Source organism: Pseudodesulfovibrio aespoeensis Aspo-2 (assembly GCF_000176915.2).
GTDB lineage: Bacteria > Desulfobacterota > Desulfovibrionia > Desulfovibrionales > Desulfovibrionaceae > Pseudodesulfovibrio > Pseudodesulfovibrio aespoeensis.
Genome location: NC_014844.1, coordinates 1,925,783 through 1,946,448, shown reverse-complemented (window position 1 = coordinate 1,946,448; position 20,666 = coordinate 1,925,783). Strand labels below are relative to the sequence as shown.

Genomic DNA, 20,666 nt, shown 5'->3' with positions numbered 1-20,666 from the left:
GGGCGGGTCTTGCCTAAAGCACGGCTTTTGCGCATGGTGGGCTTGAAGGATTGCCCGCAGCGGCGGGCCGCATTCTCTTAGCTACAGGAGCATGATCATGGCCGAAACCCATCTGGGACCGCAAACCCTGGCCCTGCACGCCGGGCATACGCCCGACACCGACACCGGCTCCAGGGCCGTGCCCATCCACCAGACCACCAGCTACGTCTTTCGCGACACCGAGCATGCGGCCAACCTCTTTGCCCTCAAGGAGCCGGGGTACATCTACACCCGGTTGATGAACCCGACCACCGACGTGCTGGAACAGCGGCTGGCCGCGCTGCACGGCGGGGCAGGGGCGCTGGCCGTGGCCTCGGGCATGGCCGCCATCTTCTATGCCGTGACCACCATCGTCTCGGCCGGGCAGAATTTCGTCACCGGCTCCAACCTCTACGGCGGCACCCAGACCCTGTTCGAGCACACCCTCAGGCGGTTCGGCATCGAGGCGCGGTTCGTGGATTCGTCCGATCCGGCCAACTTCGCGGCGGCCATCGACGGGAACACGCGCCTCGTCTACTCGGAATCCATCGGCAACCCGCGCTGCAACGTGGACGACCTCCGGGGCATCGCCGACGTGGCCCATGCCCACGGCCTGCCCTTTGTCCTCGACGCCACGGTCTCGCCGCCGCCCATTTTCAACGGGTTCGATTTCGGGGCCGACATCCTGGTCTACTCCCTGACCAAGATCATTGGCGGCCACGGCACGGCCATCGGCGGGGCCATCATGGAGCAGGGCGGTTTCGACTGGGGCGCGACGGGCAGATACCCCGAACTGACCGGGCCGGACCCGACTTACGGCGGGGTCAACCTCTGGGAGGCCCTGGGCGGGGCGCAGGGCAAACCCTGCCCGGTCCTGACGATCAAGGCGCGCATCGGCCTGCTGCGCGACACGGGCGCGGCCCTGGCGCCCATGAACAGCTTTCTCATCCTCCAGGGGCTGGAAACCTTGCCCCTGCGCGCCCAGCGCCACTGCGAGAACGCCCGCAAGGTGGCGGAGTTCCTGAACACGCACTATGCCGTGGCCTGGGTCAACTACGCCGGGCTGCCAAGCCACAAGGATCACGCGCGGGCCATGACCACCTTTCCCATGGGGCCGGGCGCGGTCTTCGGCTTCGGGGTCAAGGGCGGGCTTGAGGCCGGGCAGCGGTTCATCGAGTCGGTCAAACTCTGCTCGCATCTGGCCAACATCCTGGACGCCAAGACCCTGGTCATCCACCCGGCCTCGACCACGCACTCCCAGTCCACCCCGCAGGAGCAGCTGGCCGCGGGCGTGCCGCCCGACCTGATCCGCATCTCCGTGGGCATCGAGGACGTGGAGGACATCATAGCCGACCTCGATCAGGCCCTGGCCAAGTCGCGGTAACAGCTCTACGCATCAAGGAAATCCCGGAGAAATCCGGGATTTTCCGTTTCCTTTTCCTGTGGGATGGTGTAGGCGATTTTTATGTGTTGTCGCATACCCGATTTCAAGGAGTGGGTCGTGGGCGTTTCGAAAATCTGGCTCGTGTGTTTGATGCTGCTCCTGGCCGCGTCATTGCAGATGCAGGGGTGCGCTTCGGTGACAACGCGGCCCACAGTGGACCCGATGTTGACATCCCAGGAGGCCGGGGTGCAGCGCCGGATGGCCGCGGAGGAGCGGACCGAGCTCGCCGACCGGTTGAGCCGGGTGTCGCTGCCCGTGCTGGTCAACGGGTTGCCGCTGTGCGGCGACCGGGTCACCTGGTATCTCGGCATGGAGACTGCCTCTGAGGACCTGTACGCCGCCGAGTGGCGGCAGGCCTATCGGGAGGTGCTCGGCGTGAACGAGCATGTCACCGTGACCAGGGTCTACGAGGCCACGCCGGCCCAGGCAGCGGGATTGCGCAAGGGCGACCGGATACTGATGGTCAACGGCGTGAAGATCGAGCCGGGCAAGAAGTGCTATGACACGTTTCACGAGCGTTTGGACGCTGCCCTCAAGCATGGCCGTCCCGTATCGTTCTGGATCGAGCGCGACGGGGCGCCCCGGCTGGTGGAAGCCATTCCGGCCCAGTGTTGCGGCTATCCCGTGATCATGGACGATTCCGAGGAGATCAACGCCCTGGCCACCGGTGATACGGTGATCGTCAACAAGGGGCTGCTCAAGTTCACGGAGACGGACGCGGAAATCGCGTTGATCGTGGGCCACGAACTGGCGCACAACGTCCTGGAGCACGGGGTGAAGGCCTCGGGCAACCAGATGCTCGGCGCTGCCGTTGACGGCATCATCGCGGGCATTACCGGCGTGTATTCCAACGCCTTCACCAACGCGGGGACCATGGCCTACAGCCAGGAATTCGAGCAGGAAGCCGACTACGTGGGCATTTATTTCATGGAGCGGGGCGGCTACGATTCCACCGAGACCCCCAAATTCTGGCGGCGCATGGGAGCCAACAACCCGTACTCCATCAGCCACGCCTCCTCGCATCCCACCTCGGCCTCGCGCACGGTCTTCCTTGAGGAATGCGTCAAGGAGATCAAGGCCAAGCGGGAGGCGGGCCGCGCACTGCTGCCGGAGTTCAAGAAAACCGCGACCCGATGAACGAAGACCCCGCTCAGCGGGGTCTTCGTTATTCTGGAGTTCGGCCTGTGTCCGGGGTCAGAAGAGGATCTTCTCCGGGGGCCGCCGCTCGGGCACGATCTGTTTCTCGATGGTTCCCTCGTTGAACTCCCGGCTGACGTACAGGCCGCAGAAGCAGGCTCCGTACTCGGCCACGTCCTGTTCGCGATAGACGCAGGGACAGACGATGTCCCGGTCGCTCTGAAAGTCGCCGTTGGCCAGCCGGCAGGGGCAGGCCATGTAGCCCAGCCGCTGCTTGTTGGTGATCAGGCTTTCCATCAGGGGCATGGTCATGTCCATGTCCTTGTTGAAATAATATCCCTTGGGTTCCTGAAGCTTTTTGAGTTGTTCGTAGAGTTGTTTGGCGTTCATGGCTACCCCTTCATGGCTTCGTCGATCTGGTCCTTGTGGAAGCCGACAATGACCTTGTCCTTGATGACGATGGTGGGAAAGGAGACTGCCGGGTTGTGTCCCTTGACTTCCTGCACGATCCTCTTGCGCTCCTCACCGGTCAGTTCGTCCACATGCACGCATTTATACTTGATGCCGCATTCGTCGAGGTATTTCTTGGCGTTGCGGCAGTGGATGCAGGTGGAGAGGGCGTACAACTTGACTTCGTCGCTCATATGCTTGGCCTCCGTGTTGGGATGGTTGGATGTCTGGTTTCAGGGGCAGGGCCGTGGGTTTTGATGCCGGGCCGCAAGTCTCCCGGTGTGTCGTCACTGCCGCGAGAGCGCGACTTCAAGCTTGCGCACGGCCAGGGAGCAGGCAAAGGTCAGGACAAAATACATGGCCAGCACGGTGGTCCATATTTCGAAGCCGCGGTAGGTCGTGGTCATGATCTGTTGGCCCTGGAAGGTCAGTTCCTCAATGGAGATGACCGAGACAATGGCCGAGTCCTTGATGATGGATATAAACTGTCCGGCCAGTGCTGGCAACATCCGTTGCAGGGCCTGGGGCATGATGATGTGGCGCATGGCCCTGGTCCGGCTCATGCCCAGCGCCGTGGCCGCCTCCCACTGGCCCCGCTCAACGGACCGGATGCCCGCCCGCACGATCTCGGCGATGTACGCCCCCTCGAACAGGGCCAGGGTGACCACGGCGGACAGGAAGCGCGGAAACCGGTCCATCCTGCCAAAAAACCAGGCCAGGTTGCTCCTGGCCTCATCGGACAGGGCGCGGACAAAGTCGTCCACGCCCAGCCAGAGCATGATCTGGTCGCCGATGAAGAAGTAGAAGACGAAGATGAGCACCAGGGGCGGAGTGTTTCGGATCAGCCCCACATAGGTGGTGGAGAGCTGACGGTTGAACAGCCGGGGGCTGGTCCGCATCAGCCCGACGGCCATGCCGACCACGGTCGCCAGCACGCCGGCCCAGAGGCTCAAGCGCAGGGTGGTGATCAGCCCCTCGGTCAGCAGGCCGGGCTGCCACGCCCCGGCGGTCTCGTCGTAGCGCAGCAGGTAGTGCCAGACCATGTCCCACCGCCAGTGGTAGTTCAGTCCGGTGGCGGCCCGGTAGGCCACGTAGCCGATCCCCGCCGCAACAATCGCGGCAATGGCGATGTCGAGCGGGGTGAGCCGGATTGCCTGGATGTCCTTTGGTTTCACCTCGGCGTATCCGCTACTGGAGCAGGCTTTCCCATTCGCTGGTGGCGAACCAGTAGTGGTAGCGGTTTTGCAGCCATCCCGTGCTCATGGTCACGCGCACCCAGTTGTCGAGCCAGTTCAGGAAGTCCTGGTCCCCCTTGCGCACGGCAAAGGCGATGGGCTCGCTGCTGAAGTCCCCGCTCAGGGGCAGGTAAAGCTTGTCCGCATACTCTGCGGCCAGATTGCCCGGCAGCGGGCTCGACGCCACCAGGGCGTGGACGCGTTCGTTGAGCAGTTCCTGGATGGTCTGGGATTCCTCGTCGAAGAAAAGGATGTTCGCCTTGGGCAGGAAGTTTTTGGCCGCCTCGGCGGCGGTGGTGCCCAGGCGGACCGAGATGGTCGTGTCCGGGGTGTTGAACTGGTCGAGGGTGGTCCGCCCGCCCGCCAGCGCGCTGCTGGCCACGATGGACATGCCCGAGAATTCATAGGGGATCGAGAAATTCACCTTGAGGTTGCGGGCCGGGGTCACGGACATGCCGCCGATGATGATGTCGAACTTGTCGGTGAGCAGGGCCGGGATGATGCCGGACCACTTGGTGGGCACGAATTCGATCTCCACGCCCATGTCCTTGGCCAACCTCTGGGCAACCTCTATCTCAAAGCCGATGTAGTTGCCGTCCTTGTCCTTCATGGCCCAGGGCTTGAAGGTGTCGAAGCCGACCCTGATGGCCCCGCGCTTGAGGATGGATTCGATCTGACTCGTCTGGTCCTGGGTTTTCGAAGTGGCGGATTGCTCCTGGGGGGTCTGGCCGCAGCCAGAGGCCAGCAGGACAAGGGCCAGCAGGGCGGCCAGGGGGGTGAAACGGACTGTCTTCATGGAAAGGGCTCCTTTCCGGCTCTTCAGGCCGGGGTGATGGTGTGGTCTTGCTTGCACGATGCCTGGGCGAAGGTGACGTGGGACACGCCCAGAATGGCAATCATGACGCCCTTGTCGGTCTTGATCGTTCTCCAGATGGTCATGGGGGATTCTCCTTTGGTTGCGGTTACGGCCAAGGGCCGATGGTTGCGGTTACGGCCTGAGGCCGGCATAGCGCCGTTCCAGCAGCCGCACCGTGCCCGACAGGGCGAGGGTGACGGCCAGATAGACGGCGGCGACCGTGAACCAGATCTCGAACGTCAGGAAGGTTTCGGCGTCGATCATCCGGCCCTGCTGGGTCAGGTCCATGATGGCGATGGTGCTGACCAGGGCCGAATCCTTGACCAGGGACACGGCCTGGCTGGTCAGGGGCGGCAGGACGCGGCGCACGGCCTGGGGCAGGATGATGTGCCGGTACATGGCATAGGGGCTCATGCCCAGGCTCTGCGCTGCCTCCCATTGGCCGGAGGCGATGGAGCTGATGCCCGCGCGCAGGATCTCCGAGGCGTAGGCGCCCTCAAACAGGCTCAGGGCGATGATCGCGGCCCAGAAGGCCGAGATGTCGAGGATGGGCGCGATGACGAAGTAGATGAAGAATATCTGGATGAGCAGGGGGGAGTTGCGGATCAGCTCCATGTAGCCCCTGGCCACCCCGCGCGCTGCCAGGGAGGAGGACATGCGCATGAGCGCCGTGATCAGGCCGATGCCGAGCATCAGCCCCATGCTCAGGGCGGTGATGCGCAGGGTGACGCCCAGCCCCTGCAAGAGCGGCCCCCAGACGAATCCCTGGTCCGTGACCCGCCACAGGTACTTGGGAATCTGGTACCACTGCCAGTTGTAACCCGACTGCCGGGTGCCTTCGGCCAGCAGCCAGACCAGTCCGGCCATGACGCACAGATACAGCCCGGTGTCCGCCAGGGCGGTGCGGGAAATCATCCGGTGTCTGGGTGGCCTGACGTCCCTTGGTTGCGTCATCCTTCTCCAGTTGGGTCAACGTGTTGTGCTGAATAAGTGCCTTTGCCTGGGGCCACCATAGCACAATCGGGAAAAGAATCCACACGGCCTGCCTCTTTTGGCGCAACCGGTTGGCGGCGGGAGGGCGCGGGCGGCGTCAGGCCAGGTCGGGCAGATGGGTTTCGATGAGTGCCTTGACGCGTGCGAAGACCTCGTCCGGCGTGGCCGAGGCGTCGGCCACCCTGATGCGGTCGCGGTTCAGCGCGGCCCAGGTCAGGTACCCCTCGCGGATGCGCCGGTGAAACGAGATGTGTTCGGCCTCGAATCTTCCTTCCTCTTTGGCCTTGCCGTCGTCGAGGTTGCGCAGGGTGGCCCGCTTGAGCCCCACTTCCGGGTCGATGTCCAGGACAATGGTCAGGTCGGGCCAGACCCCGTCCACGGCCACCTCGTTGAGCTGTTTGAGGATGGCGGTGTCCAGGCCGCGCCCAAAGCCCTGGTAGACGATGGTCGAGTCCGCGAACCGGTCGCACAGGACGACCCGGCCCGCTTCGAGCTGGGGCCGGATGACCTGGGCCACATGCTGGGCGCGGTCGGCCAGGTAGAGAAAAAGCTCGGTGATGGGCGTCAGGTCCGCGTTGTCCACATGCAGGAGCATCTGGCGCAGCTCGCGTCCGACACGGCTGCCGCCCGGCTCCCTGGTCAGGTGGACCGCCCGGCCCCGGCTCTCGAAATACTCCTTGAGCCGCGCGATCTGCGTGGTCTTGCCCGTGCCTTCTATGCCTTCAAAGGTAATAAACATTGGTTCTCCGGGATGTCGTGCTTCTTTTTGGCCGAATCGGGCGTGGTCGGTGTCCGGTAGACGTTGCGCTCGAGAAAGCGCAGGTAGGGGGACCATTGCTGGCCGGTGCTTTCCATGTCCTCGTAGGCCTGATCAATGATGTTCAGCTTGGCGTCCATGTTGTCGGCAAAGTGCAGCACGAATGCCTCTGGCGTCTTGGGCCGCACCGGGGAGCCGAACTCATGCTCGCCGTGGTGGCTGGTGATCAGGTGCTTGAGGTGCAGCTTGAGCGGCTCGTCGAGATGCTTGCTGCGCTTGAGAAAGGGTTCGAGCTTGTCCTGTCCGATCTGGATGTGGCCGAGCAGCCTGCCTTCATCGGTGTAGTCGTTGGCCAGCCCGCCAGTCAGTTCCCACGCCTTGCCCAGGTCGTGGAAGATGGCCCCGGCCAGCAGGGTCTGCCGGTCAAGACCGGGATAGACATCGCACAGGGCCATGCAGGCCCTGGCCACGCCCAGAGTGTGTTCGAGCAGGCCGCCCACATAGGCGTGATGGACCGTCTTGGCTCCCGGCGCGGTCATGAACCGTTCCCTGACCTCCCCGCTGCCCAGCACGTTGCGGCAAAACGAGCGCCATGGCTTGTGCCGCATGTGCTCGGTGATCAGGTCTTCGAGCATCTCCATGAGCCGGGCCGGGGGCGTGGCCGAGGTGGGCAGGAAGTCTGCGAAATCCACCTCGTCCGGGCCGATGTCGAGCAGCTCCAGGTGATCGACCTTGAGCTGGTTCCTGTCCCGGTAGCTCTCCACAAAGCCGAGCACGCGGGTCATCTGGCCCGGTTCCAGGGCTGGGTATTCCTGGCTCTTGGGGCTCCATATCTTGCCGTCGATCTTGCCAGTGGCGTCCTGAAATGTCAGACTCCAGTACGGGCCGTTCCGGGATTGTGCCAGGGACGCGGCGGCCAGGATGAACCGGTCGTCCACCCGTGTTCCGGTCGTCAGGTCTTGGATATATTGCGACTTTTTGGTCACGTGCCTTGCCATGTCGTTGATGTTGATGTACCTCGCCTCCCAGGCCGGACCCGGCTTGGGGGCGGCCTGCGGGCAGGGTGCGGACGGTCGCGCCCGCTCCGGTTTATGAACCTGATTTCACTCGGATTGTCAAATCAAGCCACCACGGAGATTGCATGAAGATACTTCTCGCCAATGACGACGGCATCCAGGCCGTGGGGCTGCGCGCCCTGTATTTCGCCCTGGTCGAGGCCGGGCACGACGTGCGCGTGGTCGCCCCGGTCACCGAGCAGTCTGCGGTGGGACACGCCGTGACCCTGTCCATGCCGCTTCGGGTCAGGGAGTTCCGCGAGAACGGCTTTCGGGGGCAGGGCGTCCACGGCACGCCCGTGGACTGCGTCAAGCTGGCCCTGTCCACCCTGCTCGACACCCCGCCCGATCTGGTCCTCTCGGGCATCAACGCGGGGGCCAACGTGGGCGTGGACATCCTTTATTCGGGCACGGTCTCGGCAGCCACCGAAGGCGCGCTGATGGAGATTCCCTCCATGGCCGTGTCCATGGACGACTTCAATCCCGTGGACCTTTCCGGCCAGGCCCGCTACTGCGCGCGACTGCTGCCCAGGATTCCCTGGGACGACCTGCCGCCCAAGTGCGTCATGAACCTCAATTTCCCCGCCTGTCCCATCGCAGAGGCGCGCGAGCTGACGGTCTGCCCGCACACCAGTGCATCCTATCGCGACTGGTACGACGCCCGCACCGACCCGCGCGGCAGGCCGTACTATTGGCTCGACGGGGCCATCCCGCCCGAGCGCATCAGCCCGGACTGCGACCGGGCGCTGCTGACCAAAAAGCACATCACCCTGACGCCGCTTCATTTCGATTTCACGGACCGCGAGGCCCTTGACGTGCTGGCGAGGAATTTTTCCGCCTCCCGTTGACGGAAAGCCATTGCGGACGTATTGTTTGCGTCATTGCCCGGAAAAGATGTTTACAACAGCACACCCAGGAGGAGCTGACATGGCGACGAAAATCGGTCTCAACGGTTTTGGACGGATAGGGCGATACCTCACGCGCCTGCTGGCAGGAGAGAGCGACCTGGAACTGGTGGCGGTCAACGCCCGCGCCTCCAACGAGGACCTTGCCCACCTGCTCAAATACGACTCGGTCCATGGCCGGTTCCTCGACGTGGAACCCACCAAGAGCGGCTTCAAGATCAACGGCAAGGCCGTGACCGTGACCCGCGACGCGCCGGGCGAGTGGAAATGGGGCGCGATGGGCTGCGACATCGTGGTCGAATCCACCGGCAAGTTCACCGACCGCGCCAGCTGCGAGAAGCACCTGGCTTGTGGCGCGAAAAAGGTGCTCATCAGCGCGCCGGGCAAGGATGCGGACATCACGGTGGTCATGAGCGTCAACGACAGCGCCCTCAAGCCCGAGCACACAATCATCTCCAACGCCTCCTGCACCACCAACTGCCTGGCTCCGGTGGCCAAGGTGATCAACGACACCTTCGGCATCCGGCACGGCATCATGACCACGGTCCACTCCTACACCATGAGCCAGCGCATCCTCGACGGCTCCCACAAGGATATGCGGCGCGCCCGCGCCTGCGCCGTGAACATGGTGCCCACCACCACCGGCGCGGCCAAGGCCGTGGGGCTGGTCATTCCCGAACTCAACGGCGTGCTCGACGGCATGGCCATCCGCGTCCCGACCCCCAACGTCTCGCTGGTCGATCTGGTCTGCGAGCTGAAGAAGCCGACCACCGTCGAGGAGGTCAACGCGGCTCTCAAGGCGGCGGCCAACGATTCCATGGGCTACACCGAAGAACCGCTGGTGTCCGTGGACTTCATGGGCTCCACCTTCGGCGGCGTGGTGGACAGCGGCCTGACCAGGGTCATGGGCACCACCCAGCTCAAGCTGATCGTCTGGTACGACAACGAGGCCGGGTTCACCAACCAGCTTCTGCGCCTGACCAGGAAGGCTGCCGGGCTGCTCTAGCCCTGCCATCCCCTTTGAATGGGCAAGCCGCTCGGCATCAAGCCGGGCGGCTTTTTTTTGCGCGCCCGGTCCGGTTCATGCCGTGCGGCAGGGTCAGGCCGCCCGGCTGCCTGCACATCGTCGCGAGGTGTTATAGATTGTCATCTTGAGCCGTTATAACCCTTTACACCCCATGTGATTTTTATTATTTGGATGGAATAATGGGTTTTTGTCAACAGTTCGAAGGTCGGTGGTGACTATTCCAGTTCACGGTTGAGGAGGGCTTTTTCCATGGTTGTTGCCGTTGCCCAGTGTGAATCGGACGAAGCGCCGCTGCTCGTCGTCAGACAGCCCATATTCGACAGGAACAAGGACATCTGGGGATACGAGCTGCGGCCCGGAGCCTCAACCCGGCCCGACGGCGCTCCCGTCACCCTGGCGGATGTGCTCGCGGCCTACAGGTCCACGCTGGACCAGGGCGGCGAGACCCTTGTCCGCGACAAGAAACTCCTGCTGAATGTCGCCTCGGAAGCGTGCCTCGACGAGTCGTGCCTGGACGTGGCGGACAGGTGCGTGTTCGGCCTGTGCGCCCAGGTGACTGGCTCGCCACGGTGTTCCGGTTTTGCCGATTCCCTGCGCCAGCGCGGGGGCGTGTTGGCCGTGGACGCCGATAAGCCGTGCTGCCCGTCCCTGCTTGAAAAAGCGGACATCATCAAAGTCTCCCTGGCTGACAAGACCCCGCCCGAGATCGTCAGGCTGCGGGCCGAATACAAGCGTTTCGGCGGCCAGCTGCTGGCCACGGGCGTGGCGAGCTGGGAGGCTTACGAGGGCACCCGCGCCCTGGGTTTTGCCTATTTTCAGGGGCCGTTCTTCGGCGTGGCGCAGACCCGCGACGACATGGTCCTGGCCGCCAGCTCCACGGCCAAGCTGCAACTGCTGCGCGAACTGGCCAACCCGGATTGCGAGATGGACGAGCTTGGGGCCATCATCGCCTCGGACATCACCCTGAGCTACCGGATGCTCAAGTACATCAATTCCGCTTCGTTTGGCTTGCGCAACAAGATCAAGTCCATCCAACAGGCCGTGTCCCTGCTCGGTCTCAAGGAGATTCGCCACTGGACCACCGTGGTGGTCATGACCGACCTGGACACCACCCCCAAGGGCGAGGAACTGGCTTACATGGCCCTGCAACGGGGGCGTTTTCTGAGCAAACTGGCCGGGACCATCAAAGGTTTTCCCCATTCGTCGAGCACCATGTTCATGCTCGGTCTCTTCTCCCTGCTCGACGCACTGCTCGCCCATCCCATGGAAAAGGCTCTGGAGAACATCCCGCTCGACGACGAGATCAAGGCCGCCCTGTGCGGCACCCTCAACGAGTTTCGTGACTGGCTGCTCATGGCCGAGGCCGTGGAGCTGGGCAACTGGACCATTGCCAACGATATCCTGGGCCGGTACGGGGCCTGCTTCACCCAGGCGGCGACCCAGTACATGAAGGCGTCCGCCTGGGCCGCCAGCCAGATTCCGCACATGCGAAAGTAGGGCGCGGATACGACCACAAAAAAAGGCCGGACAGCATGCTGTCCGGCCTTTTCCTTTCCGGTGGATTATTCCACGCCTTGGGCGCGACGCTTGTCGTCGCGGAAGAGCTTGTAGTCGATGGCGTCCACCACGGCCTGCCAGCTGGCCTCGATGATGTTGTGGGACACGCCCATGGTGGTCCAGCGTTCATGCTTGTCGCCGGTCTCGATGAGCACGCGGACAAAGGAGGCTGTGCCGCCCGTGTCGCGCACCGCGCCGGAGAGGACGCGGACCTTGAAGTCGAGCAGGCGGATTTCGCTCAGCTTGGGGTAGAACCGCTCAAGCCCCTTGCGCAGGGCGCGGTCCAGGGCATTGACCGGACCCATGCCCGTGGCCGCCGTGTGCTCCACCTGACCCATGACGTTGATGATGACCGTGGCCTCGGTGAACGGCTCGGGATCCTCCTCGCGCTTGGCGTCCACCACGAAGAAGTGGCGGAAGCTGAAGTAATCCTTTTTGAGGCCCAGCGCCTTCTGGAGCATGAGTTCGAAGGAGGCGTCGGCCACCGAGTATTCGTAGCCCATGCTCTCCTTGAGCTTGAGTTCCTGAAGCAGCGTGTCCACCGTGGCGTCGCTCTTGCCCAGCTCGTAGCCAAGTTCTTTGGCCTTGAACAGGATGTTGCTCCTGCCTGCCTGATCCGAGAGCAGCACGCGCTGGGCGTTGCCCACGGATTCGGGATGGATGTGCTCGTAGGTAGTGGAATCCTTGAGGATCGCGCTGACATGGATGCCGCCCTTGTGGGCAAAGGCCGAAGCCCCCACAAAGGGCTGGCGCATGAATGGGCGCAGGTTGGCGGTCTCGCTGACGAAATGGGAGGTGGCCAGGAGCCGCTTGAGGTTCTCGTGGCCGATGGTTTTCATGCCCATCTTCAGTTCGAGGTTGGGGATGACCGAGCAGAGGTTGGCGTTGCCGCACCGCTCGCCATACCCGTTGATGGTGCCCTGGACCTGGCTTGCGCCCAGGCGCACGGCCTCCAGCGAGTTGGCCACGGCCAGTTCCGAGTCGTTGTGGGCGTGGATGCCTATCTCGGCTCCGGGCAGGGCGGCCACCACGGCCTTGACCGCTTCGGCCACCGAGGCGGTCAGGGTGCCGCCGTTGGTGTCGCACAGGACAAGCCGCGCGGCCCCGGCGTCCAGCGCGGTTTTCAGGGCCTTGAGGGCATACTCCGGGTTGTGCCTGTATCCGTCGAAGAAATGCTCGGCGTCGAAGATGACCTCGTCCACACGCGGGACAAGGTATGTCACGCTGTTGTGGATGAGCTCCAGGTTGCGTTCCAGGCTGACGCCCAGCGCGGTGGTGGCGTGCATGTCCCAGCTCTTGCCGAAGATGGTCACCACCGGGGTGTGCGCTTCGAGCAGGGCGGCCAGGTTCTTGTCTTTCTCGGGCGTCGAGCGGGTCAGGTGCGTCGAGCCGAAGGCGGCCAGACGCGCGTTCTTGAAGGTATGCCCCTTGATCTGCTCGAAGAAGGTGGCGTCCGTGGGGTTGGAGCCGGGCCATCCCGCCTCAATGTAGTGGATGCCGAGTTCGTCGAGCTTGTGGGCGATGCGGACCTTGTCCTGGGCCGTCAGGTTCATTTCCTCGGCCTGGGCGCCGTCCCGCAGTGTGGTGTCGTATATCGTTACTTTTCTCATGCTTTCCCAAGGGGGCCGTTTTCAAGCTCGAATGCCTTGTGGAGCGTGCGCACGGCCAGTTCGGTGTACTTGTCGTCGATCAGGCAGGTGATCTTGATCTCGGACGTGCTGATCATCAGTATGTTGATGTTCTCATCGGCAAGCGCCCGGAATGCCCGTGAGGCCACGCCGGAGTGGTTACGCATGCCGACGCCGATAATGGACACCTTGGAGACGTTGAGGTTGCTGTCCAGCTCGTCGAAGCCGACCTCGTAGCGCAGCGAGTCCAGGGTCTTGAGGGTCTGGTCCACGTCCGCGCGCGGCACGGTGAAGGTCATGTCCGTCTTGCCGTTCTTGCTCGGATTCTGGACGATCATGTCCACGAGGATGCGCTGCTCGGCCAGGGGGGTGAAAATCTGTGCGGACACACCGGGCTTGTCGTGGAGGTTGATCAGCGTGATCCTGGCCTGGTCCTTGTCGTATGCGATGCCAGAAACGAGAGCGGCTTCCATGGTTGCGTCCTCCTTGGTGACTACGGTGCCCGGCTCGTCAGAAAAAGTGGAGCGGACATGAACTGTTACATTATATTTCTTGGCAAACTCGACGGACCGGATCTGGAGCACCTTGGCCCCCATGCTCGCCATTTCCAGCATTTCGTCATAGGTGATGCTGTCCATCTTGCGCGCATCGGTGCACATGTTGGGATCGGTGGTGAAGACCCCTGGCACGTCGGTGTAGATTTCGCAGACATCGGCCTTGATGGCCGCGGCCAGGGCCACGGCAGAGGTGTCAGACCCGCCCCGGCCCAGGGTGGTGATGCGCTGACCGTCGTCGCACCCCTGGAATCCGGCCATGACCAGCACGTCGTATTCGTTGAGCATGGCCCTGATGCGGGTCTCGTCGATGTTCATGATCCTGGCCTTGCCGTAGGCGCAGTCGGTCATGATGGGGGCCTGGAAGCCGAGCACCGAGCGGCAGGAGATGCCCTGCTGCTTGAGGAGCATGGCAAAGAGCGCGCAGGATATCTGCTCGCCGGTGGAGACCAGCGAGTCCGCCTCTGCCGGGTCGGGATTGGCGGACCACTCCCTGGCCAGGGCCAGGAGCCGGTTGGTCTCGCCGGACATGGCCGACAGGACCACGATGACCTTGTTGCCCTCGCGGTAGGGGCGAAGAACCTTCTGCATCACCTGGCGTTGACATTCAAGGTTGCGAACCGAAGTGCCACCGAATTTCTGTACGACGATGTTCATAGGAGCCCTGTGGATTGTTGCGAGAATTGATCGAATGTTCCGGCAAGGGAGTCGAGAACGCCCCGGGCCGTTTTTCCCATTGCATGCATGTCGAGGGTGCGTCCGGTCCGTGTGGGGGACCACGTCAGGACCAGGGCCTCCTCGGGCCACAGCTCCCTGTCGAGAAACTGCGCCCATTCCACGACGAGCAGGGTGTCCCGGTCCTCCAGGCGCTCCAGAAGCCCCTCGTCAGGGGGCATGTTTTCCAGGCGGTAGAGGTCGTAGTGGGCCACTGGCGGGGTCGTGGGGTAGAGGTTGCATATGTTGAAGCTCGGGCTGGACACCTCGGCCAGTTCCGAGCCCGGCAGGGCACCGACCAGTCCCCTGACCAGGGTGGTTTTGCCCGATCCGAGGACGCCTTGCAAGAGCAGGGCGGGCGGCCAGACCGTCCCGGCCAGAACGGCTGCCATGGCCTTGCCCAGTTCACGGGTGGCGCGCTCGTCGGCGAGGTGGAGCATCGGACTCATGGCCGCGGAACCGGTGCCTACCCCTTGAGCAGGGTCTTGAGCACGTCTTCCTTGCCGACCACGCCCACCAGCCTGCCGTTGTCGAGCACGGGCAGGGTGTACAGCTTCTTGTTGGCCATCATGGTGGCGATGTCGTCGATCCCGGTATCCGGCGCGATGACGGTGGGAGCCGCGGTCATGGCTTCGGCCACCTTGAGGGCCGCGATCTTGGTGATCTCGCGCTCAAGCTCGTCGTGGGACGAGAGGGGGAAAACGCCGTCGAGCAGGGTGAAGAACGAGGGCAGGGTGATCTTTTTCTGCTGGGCCACCAGGTCGGCCTGGCAAAGCACACCCACGACCGTGCCCTTCTCGTCGATCACGGGCGCGCCGTTGATCTTGTTTTCGAGCAGGACGCGGGCTGCGGTGGCGATGTCCGTGTCCGGGGTCAGGGTGATGCACTTGGCGGTCATGATGTCTTTGGCCTTCAGCACGTGGTGAACTCCTTTGCCGCCCTTGGCAGCATGTCTGCGATTTCAGAGGCCAGGTTGCCCCTGGCCGGAAAGTCTTCCCCAAGCAGCCGACCGGCCATGCCGTGCCAGTAGACGCCGAGGCTTGCGGCCAGCGCGGGCGGCAGCCCGCGGGCCATCAGGGACGCGATGATTCCAGAAAGCACGTCGCCCGAACCGCCCACCGCCAGATTCGGCTCCGAGAATGGGCTCAGGCGGACGCATTCCCTGTCTGCCACGAGCGTTCCGGCCCCCTTGAGCACCAGGACGGCCCTGTTCGTTTCGGCGAATGATCGGGCGATATCGATCCGCGCGGCCTGGATTTTTTCGGTCGAAACGTCAAGAAATCTTGCCATTTCGCCTGGATGCGGCGTCAGAACAGTCGTGTCAGGAAGCCCAGGAATCGCCTCCGGGAACCGGGCCAGGCAAAACAGTGCGTCGGCGTCCAGGACCGTGCGCGACGGACACTTTGCTACAAAGGTCTTGAGAAAATCAACTGTTTTCACGTCCCTGCCCAGGCCCGGACCAATGACCACCGCGTCGAAGCGGTCCAGCTGGTCCAGAAGAATCTTCATCAACTCCGGGGACCACTGCGAGCCGGTCCCCAGGGGGAGAGTCATGATGTCTGCCACACCGCCCCGGACGCTCTCCGCGAGCCCGCCGGGGCAGGCCACGGTGACCAGCCCGGCCCCGGAGCGAAGCGCGCCCATGGCGGCCAGCCGGGGTGCGCCGGTCAAACCGGGCGAGCCGCCGACCACCAGGACGTGGCCCGCGCCTCCCTTGTGCATGGCCGGGTCCGGTGCCGGGATGCGGCGCATGATCCCGCTGGTGATGCATTGGTGCCGGGCAGGGTGGTCGGCCATGACCCTGGCCGGGATGCCGATGGACCTGACATGGACGGCCCCGGCGAACCGGGCCGCGCCCGGCAGGGCCAGGCCGAGCTTGGCGGCCTGAAAGGTGGCGGTTGCATCGGCCACGACCGCTTCGGGCTGGGGGAGACCGGTCAGGCCGCTCAGGCCAGACGGGATGTCGATGGACAGGACAAAGGCGCGTCGGCCCAGCCGGTTCATGGTGCGGACCAGGGCCAGGGCATCGGGTCGCAGCTCGCCGGAAAAGCCGGTGCCCAGCAGGCCGTCGATGATGATGTCCGGCTGGGGCAGACCGTTCAGGTCCACGCCGTCGAGGTGTCGAAGGGGGATGCCGAGCTTGTGCGCAAGGATCAGGTGAGCCCTGGCCTCGCCCCGGTAGCTTTTCTTTGGGCGGGTGTGAAATACGGTCACGTCCGCGCCCAGGTCGGCCAGATGGCGGGCCATGGCAAAGGCATCACCGCCGTTGTTGCCCGAACCGGCGAAGCAGAATATCTCGCGTCCGGCCAGGGGATCGCATTCGGCAAGGGGCATGGAACCGTTGTCCTCGCCGTATTCCTCAAGCAGGACGGCCACAGCCTCGCGGGCGGCGGATTCCATGAGCGTGACGCCGGGAATGCCGATGGTCTCGATGGTTTCCCGGTCCCAGGTCGCCATCTCGACCGGGGTGGGCAGGGGGAGCAGCATGGGGTCTCCTTGGTCCGCCATTGTCGGACCTATCCCTCCAGTACCACGGTGGCTGCCGCCGTGTCACGGGAATGGGTCAGGGAGATGTGCGCCGAGGTCACGCCGAGCCGGGCGCAGACCTCCAGCCCGCGCCCCAGGAAGGCGATGCCGGGCTTGCCGCCTGGGGCGTGCAGGATCTCCACGCACTTGAAGTGGACGCCGTCGGCAAAACCGGTGCCCAGCGCCTTGACCGCCGCCTCCTTGCCTGCGAACAGGGCCGCCAGCCGGGGCACGGGATCGCGCCCGGGCAGTTGCGCCAGCTCGCGCTCGGTCAGGATCTTTGCGGCAAACCTGGGGCCGAACCGGTCCCAGAGGGCGCGGATGCGGTCCAATTCGGTCAGGTCGAGGCCGAGTCCCTTGATCATGGCGTCTCCCGATGCCTGGGGTCAGTCCGCAAAGGTGCGGATGATGGCGACCATGTCGCGCACGGCGCGGTCCAGGCCCACATAGATGGCTTTGGCCATGATGGCGTGGCCGATGGAGTATTCGTTGACGCCGGGAACGTCCTTGAAGGCCAGGATGTTGCGGTAGTTCAGCCCGTGGCCGAGGTTGACCTTGAGGCCGAGGTTGCGGGCGGCCTTGATGCCTTCGAGAATGGCGGCCAGTTCGGTGTTGCGCGCCCGGTGGTCCTTGGCGTCGGCGTAGTGGCCGGTGTGGATTTCGACAAACTCGGTGCCCGTGGCTGCTGCGGCCCTGATCTGGGCGGGGTCCGCGTCGATGAACAGGCTGGAGCGGATGCCCATGGCGTGCAGGGGGGCGAGGTAGTCGGCCAGTTCCCGCTCGCGGCCAACGCAGTTGAGCCCGCCCTCGGTGGTCAGCTCCTGCCGTTTCTCCGGCACCAGGCAGACGATCTCCGGGTCGATCTCAAGGGCGATGCCTTGCATTTCTTCCGTGGCGGCCATCTCCAGGTGGAGACGGGTGTTGCAGGTCTTGCGAATGAGGGCCACATCGCGGTCCTGAATATGCCTGCGATCCTCGCGCAGGTGGACGATGATGCCGGTGGCCCCGGCCATTTCCGCCATGTATGCGGCGGTCACGGGTTCCGGCTCGATGCCCATTCTGGCCTGCCTCAGGGTGGCCACATGATCGACGTTTACGGTGAGTGACGGCATTCGTCTTTCCTCCGGGTGGATGATGTCAAGCTATCCCCGTCAATTACGTTTTTCCGGCCAGGATGGCAACACCGCCATGCGTCCGCCCGCAGCAGGGGTTTGTGCCCGTTCGTGTTGACAGCAAAAGCGCACAAAAGGTATCGCCTTGGCCTGAAAACGAGACAACCATCATTACGGGAGCATATTTCAATGAACGTATGCATCGTTGGCACCGGCTATGTGGGACTGGTCTCTGCCGCCTGCTTTGCGGAAATGGGCAACAGGGTCGCCTGTGTGGATGTCAATCCGAGGGTCGTCGAGACCCTGAAGGGCGGCAAGGTCCATATCTATGAGCCGGGCCTTGAGGAATTGGTCAGGCGCAACACCGAGCAGGGGCGGCTTGATTTCACCACCAGCCTCGAAGAGGGCATGGCCGACAGTGAGGTGGTCTTCATCACCGTGGGCACGCCCCAGGCCGCGGACGGCACCTGCGACCTCTCCTATGTCGAGGCCGTGGCCCGCGAGATAGGCCAGCGCATGACCAGTCCCAAGATCGTGGTGGACAAGTCCACGGTCCCGGTCGGCACTGCGGATCGCGTCCGGGCCATCATCGCGGAGGAGCTGGGCAGGCGCGGGGCGGACATCGCCTTTGACGTGGTCTCCAACCCGGAGTTCCTCAAGGAGGGCGACGCGGTGGGCGACTTCATGAAGCCTGACCGGGTCATCGTCGGCAGCGACTCCGAACACTCGGCCAAGGTGCTCGGCGCGCTCTACGGTCCCTTTGCCCGCAGCCGCGACAAGCTCGTGGTCATGGGCGTGCGCAGCGCGGAGATGACCAAGTACGCGGCCAACTGCATGCTCGCCACCAAGATATCCTTCATCAACGAGATCGCCAACATCTGCGAGCGGGTGGGGGCCAACGTCAGCGAGGTGCGTGCGGGCATCGGCTCGGACAGCCGCATCGGCTACAGCTTCATCTACCCCGGCGTGGGCTACGGCGGCTCCTGCTTTCCCAAGGATGTCAAGGCGCTCATCAGCACGGCCAGCGACCATGGGTATGACGCCCGGCTCATCCGCTCGGTGGATGAGGTCAACAATGCGCAAAAGCATGTGCTGGCCGACAAGATCATTGCCTACTTCAATGAGCAGGGCGGGGTGGCTGGCCGGACGCTGGCCCTGTGGGGCATCGCCTTCAAGGCCAACACCGACGACATTCGCGAGGCCTCGGCCATCGAGGTGATCAGGGATCTGACCGCTCTGGGCATGAAGGTCCGCGCCTTTGACCCTGTGGCAGGCGATCGCGCCAGGGAAGAGCTGGGCCACCTGGCCAACCTGGAGATCGCGGACAGCCAGTACGGGATGCTGGACGGGGCCGACGCCCTGGCCGTGGTCACGGACTGGAACCAGTTCCGCGACCCCGACTTCGACCGCATCAGGACGCTGCTCACGGTCCCGCTGGTTTTTGATGGCCGCAACCTTTACCAGCCCGAACGCATGGGCCGCGAAGGGTTCGCCTATTTCAGCATCGGCAGGGTGCCGGTCAAATAAGCGCACCGCGGCAGGATGCATGAAAAAACTCCCCGCCTCTCGTTGAGAGGCGGGGAGTTTTTGCTGCCGGGAGGGCAGACGGGCTAGAATTGGCCCTTGAAACAGGTGCGGTACTGCAATTCCTGCAGGATCACACGCTCGTATTCAGGGTTGTATTCGATGTCCAGTTGTTCTTCCTGGTCCAGCATTCTGGCAAGCTGCTGGGTTTCTTCCCAGAAGTCGAGGAGTTCTTCGTCCGCCAGGTTCTTGACCTGCGCTTCCAGGGAACCCTGGTCGTTGAAGGAGGCGTACTGACCCATGTGGCGAGGTCCGTCCTTTTTTTAAAATACTTAGAGATATCAGCCTGATAGAAGTTTGCTGGGGTCTAAGTTAGTCCTTTCTGACCAGCCCGTCAACAAGACTTTGGTCGCGCAGTGTTATTACTGCGCCAACCGTCCGGTACTGCTGGAGAGCCGCATGGTTTCGCGCGGCTTGGGGCCGTGCAAAGCAGGGTTGGCTGGATTCGAATGTCGGCGCGATTGGCAGGGCAGGGTTGCCGGATATTTCCATTGACAAAAAAGACAGCGGTTGACAGATTGTTTTGACTGAAAATACAGCCTGTACCCCGTTTTTGGGCGCTGCTGAAGAGGTTGCAATGAGCATTCGAGTCGATCCCATGTACGACGCCGACGAGGTTGAGGCCGATCTGGAGCTGATCCAACTGGTCACCTTCAGCATCGGGGAAGAGGAGTTCGGCGTGAACATCCTCCAGGTGCAGGAGATCATCCGCACCATGGAGATCACCAAGGTCCCCCGCGCCCCGGTCTTTGTCGAGGGTGTCATCAACCTGCGCGGCAAGGTCATTCCCATCGTGGACATGCGCAGCCGCTTCGGTCTGCGCTCCAAGGCGCACGACAAATACACCCGCATCATCGTCATCGAGATCAACATGATCATCGTCGGCTTCGTGGTCGATGCCGTGTCCGAGGTGCTGCGGCTCCCGGCCAACGCGGTCCAGCCCCCGCCGCCGGTGGTGGCGGGCATGGACGCCGACTACATCGACGGCGTGGGCAAGCTCGACGACCGGCTGCTCATCCTGCTCGATCTCAACTGCCTGCTGGACAACGACGAGAAGGAAGCCCTGACCGGCGTCTGATCCAGGACAATTTCTTGGTGACAAGCCGCCCTGCTC

22 protein-coding genes are annotated in these 20,666 nt (G+C 63.6%); 7 read left to right on the top strand and 15 right to left on the bottom strand.

All coding sequences use genetic code 11. The features are described from left to right. Nucleotides 1-97: 97 nt before the first annotated feature. Both DAES_RS08815 and DAES_RS08810 read left to right on the top strand, forming a co-directional pair. Nucleotides 98-1,402, top strand: coding sequence for an O-acetylhomoserine aminocarboxypropyltransferase/cysteine synthase family protein (locus DAES_RS08815; protein WP_013514685.1), 1,305 nt, complete (start codon nt 98-100; stop codon nt 1,400-1,402). 117 nt (nt 1,403-1,519) lie between these two features. After that, the gene (locus DAES_RS08810) at nt 1,520-2,599 is read left to right on the top strand and encodes a M48 family metallopeptidase (RefSeq protein ID WP_013514684.1); all 1,080 of its coding nucleotides are present in this window, start codon (nt 1,520-1,522) and stop codon (nt 2,597-2,599) included. Nucleotides 2,600-2,656: 57 nt separating this feature from the next. Here the strand turns inward: DAES_RS08810 and DAES_RS08805 are convergent, their stop codons facing one another. The 7 genes from DAES_RS08805 to DAES_RS08775 all read right to left on the bottom strand — a co-directional run bounded on the left by DAES_RS08805 (nt 2,657) and on the right by DAES_RS08775 (nt 7,888). Continuing rightward, a complete protein-coding gene (locus DAES_RS08805; RefSeq protein ID WP_013514683.1) occupies nt 2,657-2,989 on the bottom strand; it encodes a ferredoxin-thioredoxin reductase catalytic domain-containing protein in 333 nt (110 codons plus the stop codon). Between the two features lie 2 nt (nt 2,990-2,991). Continuing rightward, on the bottom strand, nt 2,992-3,243 hold the full coding sequence (locus DAES_RS08800; RefSeq protein WP_013514682.1) for a glutaredoxin family protein: 252 nt from the start codon (nt 3,241-3,243) through the stop codon (nt 2,992-2,994). Between the two features lie 93 nt (nt 3,244-3,336). Then, the gene (locus tag DAES_RS08795; protein WP_013514681.1) at nt 3,337-4,224 is read right to left on the bottom strand and encodes an amino acid ABC transporter permease; all 888 of its coding nucleotides are present in this window, start codon (nt 4,222-4,224) and stop codon (nt 3,337-3,339) included. Nucleotides 4,225-4,237: 13 nt separating this feature from the next. Next, complete coding sequence (locus DAES_RS08790; protein ID WP_013514680.1) at nt 4,238-5,080, bottom strand: transporter substrate-binding domain-containing protein; 843 nt, start codon at nt 5,078-5,080, stop codon at nt 4,238-4,240. Nucleotides 5,081-5,272: 192 nt separating this feature from the next. Continuing rightward, nucleotides 5,273-6,055, bottom strand: a complete 783-nt coding sequence (locus tag DAES_RS08785; RefSeq protein ID WP_157864829.1) for an amino acid ABC transporter permease — start codon at nt 6,053-6,055, stop codon at nt 5,273-5,275. Nucleotides 6,056-6,230: 175 nt separating this feature from the next. Beyond that, nucleotides 6,231-6,872: a dTMP kinase gene (gene tmk, locus DAES_RS08780; RefSeq protein ID WP_013514677.1), complete on the bottom strand. Its 642-nt coding sequence runs from the start codon at nt 6,870-6,872 to the stop codon at nt 6,231-6,233. Beyond that, on the bottom strand, nt 6,848-7,888 hold the full coding sequence (locus DAES_RS08775) for a 3'-5' exoribonuclease YhaM family protein (protein WP_013514676.1): 1,041 nt from the start codon (nt 7,886-7,888) through the stop codon (nt 6,848-6,850). The genes tmk and DAES_RS08775 overlap by 25 nt, the downstream gene beginning before the upstream one ends. 143 nt (nt 7,889-8,031) lie before the next feature. Between DAES_RS08775 and surE the strand changes: the two genes are divergently transcribed. The 3 genes from surE to DAES_RS16945 all read left to right on the top strand — a co-directional run bounded on the left by surE (nt 8,032) and on the right by DAES_RS16945 (nt 11,374). After that, nucleotides 8,032-8,793: a 5'/3'-nucleotidase SurE gene (surE, locus tag DAES_RS08770; RefSeq protein WP_013514675.1), complete on the top strand. Its 762-nt coding sequence runs from the start codon at nt 8,032-8,034 to the stop codon at nt 8,791-8,793. Nucleotides 8,794-8,872: 79 nt separating this feature from the next. After that, the gene (gap, locus tag DAES_RS08765; RefSeq protein WP_013514674.1) at nt 8,873-9,856 is read left to right on the top strand and encodes a type I glyceraldehyde-3-phosphate dehydrogenase; all 984 of its coding nucleotides are present in this window, start codon (nt 8,873-8,875) and stop codon (nt 9,854-9,856) included. 270 nt (nt 9,857-10,126) lie between these two features. Next, nucleotides 10,127-11,374, top strand: a complete 1,248-nt coding sequence (locus DAES_RS16945; protein ID WP_013514673.1) for an EAL and HDOD domain-containing protein — start codon at nt 10,127-10,129, stop codon at nt 11,372-11,374. Nucleotides 11,375-11,439: 65 nt separating this feature from the next. Here the strand turns inward: DAES_RS16945 and cimA are convergent, their stop codons facing one another. Genes cimA through DAES_RS08725 form a run of 7 tightly spaced genes read right to left on the bottom strand, consistent with a single transcriptional unit; the run spans nt 11,440 to nt 17,968 of the window. After that, nucleotides 11,440-13,044 carry a citramalate synthase gene (gene cimA / locus DAES_RS08755; RefSeq protein WP_013514672.1) on the bottom strand — a complete coding sequence of 535 codons (1,605 nt, stop codon included), beginning with the start codon at nt 13,042-13,044 and terminating at the stop codon, nt 11,440-11,442. Next, a complete protein-coding gene (locus tag DAES_RS08750) occupies nt 13,041-14,273 on the bottom strand; it encodes an aspartate kinase (protein WP_013514671.1) in 1,233 nt (410 codons plus the stop codon). The genes cimA and DAES_RS08750 overlap by 4 nt, the downstream gene beginning before the upstream one ends. Further along, nucleotides 14,270-14,779: a tRNA (adenosine(37)-N6)-threonylcarbamoyltransferase complex ATPase subunit type 1 TsaE gene (gene tsaE, locus DAES_RS08745; RefSeq protein WP_041271393.1), complete on the bottom strand. Its 510-nt coding sequence runs from the start codon at nt 14,777-14,779 to the stop codon at nt 14,270-14,272. Before tsaE ends, DAES_RS08750 begins: the two co-directional genes overlap by 4 nt. A gap of 17 nt (nt 14,780-14,796) precedes the next feature. After that, nucleotides 14,797-15,249 (bottom strand): CBS domain-containing protein, encoded by a 453-nt coding sequence (locus tag DAES_RS08740; protein ID WP_013514669.1) that lies wholly within the window; start codon nt 15,247-15,249, stop codon nt 14,797-14,799. Next, on the bottom strand, nt 15,243-16,817 hold the full coding sequence (locus DAES_RS08735) for a bifunctional ADP-dependent NAD(P)H-hydrate dehydratase/NAD(P)H-hydrate epimerase (protein WP_013514668.1): 1,575 nt from the start codon (nt 16,815-16,817) through the stop codon (nt 15,243-15,245). Before DAES_RS08735 ends, DAES_RS08740 begins: the two co-directional genes overlap by 7 nt. A gap of 29 nt (nt 16,818-16,846) precedes the next feature. Continuing rightward, nucleotides 16,847-17,221: a holo-[acyl-carrier-protein] synthase gene (locus DAES_RS08730; protein ID WP_013514667.1), complete on the bottom strand. Its 375-nt coding sequence runs from the start codon at nt 17,219-17,221 to the stop codon at nt 16,847-16,849. Nucleotides 17,222-17,242: 21 nt separating this feature from the next. Continuing rightward, nucleotides 17,243-17,968, bottom strand: coding sequence for a pyridoxine 5'-phosphate synthase (locus DAES_RS08725; protein ID WP_013514666.1), 726 nt, complete (start codon nt 17,966-17,968; stop codon nt 17,243-17,245). Nucleotides 17,969-18,157: 189 nt separating this feature from the next. Here DAES_RS08725 and DAES_RS08720 point away from each other — a divergent pair, with 189 nt between their 5' ends. Then, nucleotides 18,158-19,495 carry a UDP-glucose dehydrogenase family protein gene (locus DAES_RS08720; RefSeq protein WP_013514665.1) on the top strand — a complete coding sequence of 446 codons (1,338 nt, stop codon included), beginning with the start codon at nt 18,158-18,160 and terminating at the stop codon, nt 19,493-19,495. An 83-nt stretch (nt 19,496-19,578) separates the two neighbouring features. Here DAES_RS08720 and DAES_RS08715 read toward each other — a convergent pair whose 3' ends face one another. Next, on the bottom strand, nt 19,579-19,794 hold the full coding sequence (locus DAES_RS08715) for a hypothetical protein (RefSeq protein WP_013514664.1): 216 nt from the start codon (nt 19,792-19,794) through the stop codon (nt 19,579-19,581). Nucleotides 19,795-20,129: 335 nt separating this feature from the next. Here DAES_RS08715 and DAES_RS08710 point away from each other — a divergent pair, with 335 nt between their 5' ends. Continuing rightward, nucleotides 20,130-20,630, top strand: coding sequence for a chemotaxis protein CheW (locus DAES_RS08710; RefSeq protein WP_013514663.1), 501 nt, complete (start codon nt 20,130-20,132; stop codon nt 20,628-20,630). Nucleotides 20,631-20,666 lie beyond the last annotated feature (36 nt).